Below are 6,066 nucleotides of genomic sequence, written 5' to 3' on the forward strand. Positions count from 1 at the left end.
CCTCCGCCAGTGCCGCCAGCCCCGCCAGCAGCCCGGCCCGATCCCCACCGGTCACCACCGCCCGACGCTCGAACGACGCCCGCGTCGTCGCCAGCGACAACCCGACATCCGCGACACTCAGGGCGGGGCGGTCCTGCACGAAGGACAGCACCCGGGCCGCCTGGCCGGCCAGCGCGTCCGCCGTCTTGCCTGAGACCACCCACGCCACCGGAGCCACCAGAGCACCGGCCTGGACCTCGCCCTCGCTCGACTGCGCGTCGGCGTCAGCGCCAGTGGGCTGCCCGATCTCGGCAGGGACGCCCGAGACCGGGGCACCGGCCTCCTCGGAGATCCCCGGGGGGACGCTGCCGGCGGACGGGACGAGGGAGAACTCTTCCGCTCCTGCCAGGTCGGCGGGGGCCTGCTCGATGATGACGTGGGCGTTGGTGCCGCTGATGCCGAACGACGACACCGCCGCCCGGCGGGGGCGGTCCACCTCCGGCCACGGCATGGCCTCGGTCAGCAGCCGCACCTGGCCCGCCGACCACTCCACGTGCGGGGAGGGCTCGTCCACGTGCAGCGTCTTGGGCAACTCCGCGTGCCGGATCGCCTGCACCATCTTGATGACCCCGCCGACACCGGCCGCCGCCTGGGCATGACCGATGTTGGACTTCAGCGACCCCAGCCACAGCGGCCGCTCCTCCGGACGGTCCTGACCATAGGTCGCCAAAACCGCCTGCGCCTCGATCGGGTCACCCAGCGTCGTGCCCGTGCCGTGCCCTTCGACCACGTCCACGTCCCGCACCGACAGCCTGGCGTTGGCCAGGGCCTGGCGGATCACCCGCTGCTGGGAGGGGCCGTTCGGCGCCGTGAACCCGTTGGACGCGCCGTCCTGGTTCACCGCCGAGCCCCGGATCACGGCGAGGACCCGGTGCCCGAGCCGCCGCGCGTCCGACAGCCGCTCCATGAGCAGCAGGCCGGCGCCTTCCGCCCAGGCGGCGCCGTTGGCGCCGGCCGCGAACGACCGGCACCGTCCGTCCGGCGACAGCCCCCGCTGGCGGGAGAACTCGATGAACATGGCCGGTTCGGACATCACGGTGACCCCGCCGGCCAGCGCCAGGGAGCACTCGCCCGACTTGAGCGCCTGCCCGGCCAGGTGCAACGCCACCAGCGACGACGAGCAGGCGGTGTCGACGGTGAGGGCCGGTCCCTCCAGCCCGAGGGTGTAGGCCACCCGGCCGGAGACGAGGCTGCCGCCGCTGCTGCTGGCGACGCCGACGCCCTGCCCGTAGTCGTGGTACATCACCCCGGCGAAGACCCCGGTCTTGCTGCCCCGCAGCGCTCCCGGGTCGATCCCGGCGCGTTCGAACGCCTCCCAGGAGGTCTCCAGCAGCAGCCGCTGCTGCGGATCCATCATCACCGCTTCGTTCGGGCTGATGCCGAAGAAGCCCGGGTCGAACTCCGCCGCGTCGTACAGGAACCCGCCGTTGCGGGCGTACGTCTTGCCGGGGACGCCCGGCTCCGGGTCGTAGATGCCCTCGACGTCCCAGCCGCGGTCGGCGGGGAACTCGCCCACCGCGTCCACGCCGTCGGTGACCAGCCGCCAGAGGTCCTCGGGCGAGGTCACCCCGCCCGGGTACCGGCAGGCCATGCCGATGATCGCGATCGGCTCGTCGTCGAGCGGCGCCTGCACGGCGACGCCGGTCTCGTCCCGCGTGCCGCTGAGCGTCTCGCCGATGTGCTCGGCCACCGCGAGCGCGCTGGGGTAGTCGAAGACGAGGGTCGCGGGCAGCCGCAGCCCGGTGGCCTCGCCCAGCACGTTGCGCAGTTCGACCGCGGACAGCGAGTCGAAGCCGAGCTCCTGGAACGCGCGGTCCGGCTCGATCGCGTCGGCCGACGCGTGGCCGAGCACCGCCGCGACGGTGGACCTCACCAGGTCGATCAGCGCGGCCGAACGCCCGGCCTCGCCCAGCCCGGCCAGCCGCTGCCGCAGCGCCTCGCCGCCGCCCGAACGGGCCGCCTGCCGGATCGGCACCCGTACGAGACCACGCAGCAGGTGCGGAAGCTGCTCCGGCTTGGCGCGCAGGGCCACCGGGTCGATGCGCAGCGGCACGCGTACGGCGCCGGGCGCGGCGAGGGCCGCGTCGAAGAGGGCCAGACCGTCCTCCGCGGTGAGCGCGGGATAACCCATGCGCCGCATGCGGGTGAGGTCGGCGTCGCTCAGCAGCGCGCCGAGACCCGCGTCCACGCCCCACAGGCCGTACGCCATGGACGTCGCGGGCAGGCCGTTGGCGTGCCGGTGGGTGGCCAGAGCGTCGAGGAAGACGTTCGCGGCGGCGTAGTTGCCCTGACCGGCGGCCAGGACCATGCCGCCCGCGGAGGAGAGCAGCACGAACGCGGCCAGGTCCAGGTCCTTGGTCAGCTCGTGCAGGTGCCACGCGGCGTCGGCCTTCGGCGCGAGCACGGCGGCCAGCCGCTCCGGGGTGAGCGCGCCGACGAGGCCGTTGTCGGCGACGCCGGCGGCGTGCACGACGGCGGTCAGCGGACGCTCCGCCGGGATGGCCGCCAGCACCCCGGCCAGCGCGTCGCGGTCGGCGGCGTCGCACGCGGCGATGGTCACTTCGGCGCCGAGCGCGACGAGCTCGTCACGCAGTTCCGCCGCGCCCGGCGCGTCCGGGCCTCGCCGGCTGGTGAGCACCAGCGAGCGGACGCCGTACGCGGTGACCAGGTGGCGGGCGAGCAGGCCGCCGAGCCCGCCGGTGCCGCCGGTGATGAGTGCGGTCCCATCGGGGTCCAGCGCCGGCGCGGCCGCCTGGGCCGGCGGCGTGGGCCGCACGAACCTGGGGACGAGGACCTCACCGGCCCGGATCGCGGCCTCCGGCTCGGCCGACGCCACCACCGCGGCGACCGCGTCAGGCGAGCCGGGGTGGTCGTCGACGTCCAGCAGGGCGAAGCGGCCGGGGTTCTCCGCGATCGCGGCCCGCACCAGGCCCCACACGGGCGCCTGGGTCAGCGCCACGTCGTCGGCCTCTCCGGTCGCGACCGCGCCCCGGGTGACCACGACCAGCCTCGAATCGGCGAACCGGTCCTCGGCCAGCCACTCCTGCACGATCTCCAGCACGGCGGCGGTCGCGGACCGGACGCCGGACGGGACGTCCGCGGCGGGCGCGTCCGGCGCCTGCCAGACGACGGCGCCGGGCACGACGGCCGCGTCCGCCAGCTCCCGGAGGCTCTCGACGACCGGTACGCCTTCGGGGAACGGGCCGGAGCCCAGAACCACCCAGTTCGTGTCGTCCGATGCCGCCGCCAGAGGGCTCCACTCGATGCCGAACAACGCCTCGTCGGCGACGTCCCGCGTCGCGCTGAGCTGGTCGACCGACACCGGCCGGGACACCAGCGACGCGACCGTGAGCACGGGCCTGCCGGTCGCGTCGGCGACGTTCAGCGCCAGGCCCCGGGTGGCGGACGGCGCCAGGCGTACCCGCGCCGCGGACGCGCCGGTGGCGTGCAGCGACACACCGCCCCAGACGAACGGGAGGACCGTCTCGCCCTCGCCCCGCCCGTCGCCGTCCACCAGGATCGCGTGCATCGACGCGTCGAGCAGCGCGGGGTGGAGCCCGAAGAGGGCGGCGTCCTGGTGCGCCTGGTCGGGCAGGGCGACTTCGGCGAACAGCTCCTCGCCGCGCCGCCAGGCCGCCCGCAGGCCCTGGAAGGTCGGGCCGTAGCCGTAGCCCGCGGCGAGAAGCTCCTCGTACGCGCCCTGCACGTCGATCGGCGTCGCGCCCGGCGGCGGCCACTGTTCGAGCGACTCCCCGCGGACGTCCGGTCCCTCGGCCAGCACGCCCTGGGCGTGTACGGTCCAGTTCTCCGCGTCGTGGTCGGGGCGGGACCGCACCAGCAGCGGCCGGCGGCCGGCGTCGTCCGCGGCCCCGACGACGACCTGCACCGCCAGGCCGTCACGGTACGCGCCTTCCGGCAGCACCAGCGGCGCCTGGAGAGTGAGCTCCTCCAGGATCGGGCACCCGGCCTTGTCTCCGGCGTGGACGGCCATCTCCACGAAGCCGGTGCCCGGCAGCAGGACGTTCCCGTACACCTGGTGGTCGGCCAGCCAGGGGTGGGTGTGGACCGACAGCCTGCCGGTGAGGACCAGGCCCCCGGAGTCGGGCAGGGGGATGACGGCGCCCAGCAGAGGGTGCTCGACTGCCTCCAGCCCGGCGGAGGACAGGTTGCCGACGTAGTCGGCCGCCCAGGACTCCGACAGGTAGTCGTAGGTGTCGAGCCAGTAGCGCTCGCGCTGGAAGGCGTAGGTGGGCAGGTCGACCCGGGTGGCACCGGTCTCGGCGTAGAAGGCCTGCCAGTCGACCGGGACGCCGGTGGTGTGCAGCTGTCCGAGCGCGGCGACGACCGTGCCGGGCTCGGGCCGCTCTGCCCGCATGGTGGCGGTGAAGACCGCGGTGTCGGCCTCGTCGAGGGCCTGCTGGACCATCGCGGTCAGCACCGCGTCCGGGCCCAGCTCCACGAACCGGGTCACCCCCTGGGCCGCCAGGGTGGTCACCGCGTCGGCGAACCGCACCGCACCCCGCACCTGGTCCACCCAGTAACGCGCGGTGCCCAGCTCCTCGGCGGCGAGGGCGCCCGTGACGGTGGACACGATCGGGATCCGCGGCGCGTCGAACGACACCGTGCCGGCCACCTCGGCGAAGTCGGCCAGCATCGGGTCCATCATGTGGGAGTGGAAGGCGTGGGAGACCCGCAGCGGGCGGGTCTTGCGTCCCCGGCCGGCGAACTGGGCGGCCAGGGCCAGCACAGGGCCTTCCTGCCCGGAGATGACCAGCGCGCTCGGGCCGTTGACGGCGGCGATGTCCACCCCCTCGGTCAGGAGGGGGGTCACCTCGTCCTCGGTGGCCTGGATGGCGACCATCGCCCCACCGGCCGGGAGTGCCTGCATCAGCCGGCCCCGCGCCGCGACCAACCGGCACGCATCCGAAAGCGACAGCATCCCGGCGACGTGCGCGGCGGCCAGCTCCCCGACCGAGTGACCGGCCAGGTAGTCCGGCCGCACCCCCCACGACTCCAGGAGGCGGAACAGCGCCACCTCGACGGCGAACAGCCCGGCCTGCGCGTACGCCGTCTGGTCGGCGAGGCCGGGGTCCTCGCCCCAGATCACCTCACGCAGCGGCCGGTCCAGATGCGCGTCCAGCTCGTCCACCACGGCGTCGAAGGCCTGGGCGAACACCGGGAACGTCGCGTGCAGTTCGCGGCCCATGCCGAGCCGCTGGGCGCCCTGACCGGTGAACAGCATGCCGACCTTGCCGCCGGAGCGGGCGATGCCCTGCACCACCCCGGGCGCGGTGCGGGTCTCGGCCACCGCGGCGAGCCTCGCCAGCAGGGTGGCGCGGTCGCCACCGGTCACCACCGCCCGCCGCTCGAAGGACGTCCGCGTCGTCGCCAGCGAGTAGCCGATGTCGGCCACGCTCAGGCCGGGGTGCTCCTGCACGAAGGACAGCACCCGGGCCGCCTGCCCGGCCAGCGCGTCCGGCGTCTTGCCCGACAGCACCCACGCCACCGGGGTTCCGGTCTGGTCCTCCCGCTCACCCGGGACCACGCCGGCGGGGGCGGGGGCCTCGGTGGGGGTGAGATCGGCGGGGGCCTGCTCGATGATGACGTGGGCGTTGGTGCCGCTGATGCCGAACGACGACACACCCGCGCGGCGGGGGCGGTCCACCTCCGGCCACGGCATCGCCTCGGTCAGCAACCGCACCTGACCCGCCGACCACTCGATGTGCGGGGACGGCTCGTCGACATGCAGCGTCTTGGGCAGCACCCCGTGCCGGATCGCCTGCACCATCTTGATGATGCCGCCGACACCGGCCGCCGCCTGGGCGTGACCGATGTTGGACTTGAAGGATCCGAGCCACAGGGGCCGGTTCTCCGGGCGGTCCTGGCCGTAGGTGGCCAGCACCGCCTGCGCCTCGATCGGGTCGCCGAGAGTGGTGCCGGTGCCGTGGCCCTCGACCACGTCGACGTCCTGCACCGACAGCCTGGCGTTGGCCAGGGCCTGGCGGATCACCCGCTCCTGCGACGGAC

Annotated in this window: 1 protein-coding gene; it reads right to left on the bottom strand. The window is 74.7% G+C overall.

All coding sequences use genetic code 11. The features are described from left to right. Window positions 1-6,049, bottom strand: a 6,049-nt coding sequence (locus tag HHX33_RS34380; protein ID WP_310741644.1) for a type I polyketide synthase, incomplete at its 3' end; no start/stop codon positions are given. Between the last annotated feature and the right edge of the window lie 17 nt (window positions 6,050-6,066).

It is taken from the genome of Microbispora sp. H10670 (assembly GCF_014161385.1).
In the GTDB taxonomy this organism is placed as follows: domain Bacteria; phylum Actinomycetota; class Actinomycetes; order Streptosporangiales; family Streptosporangiaceae; genus Microbispora; species Microbispora triticiradicis.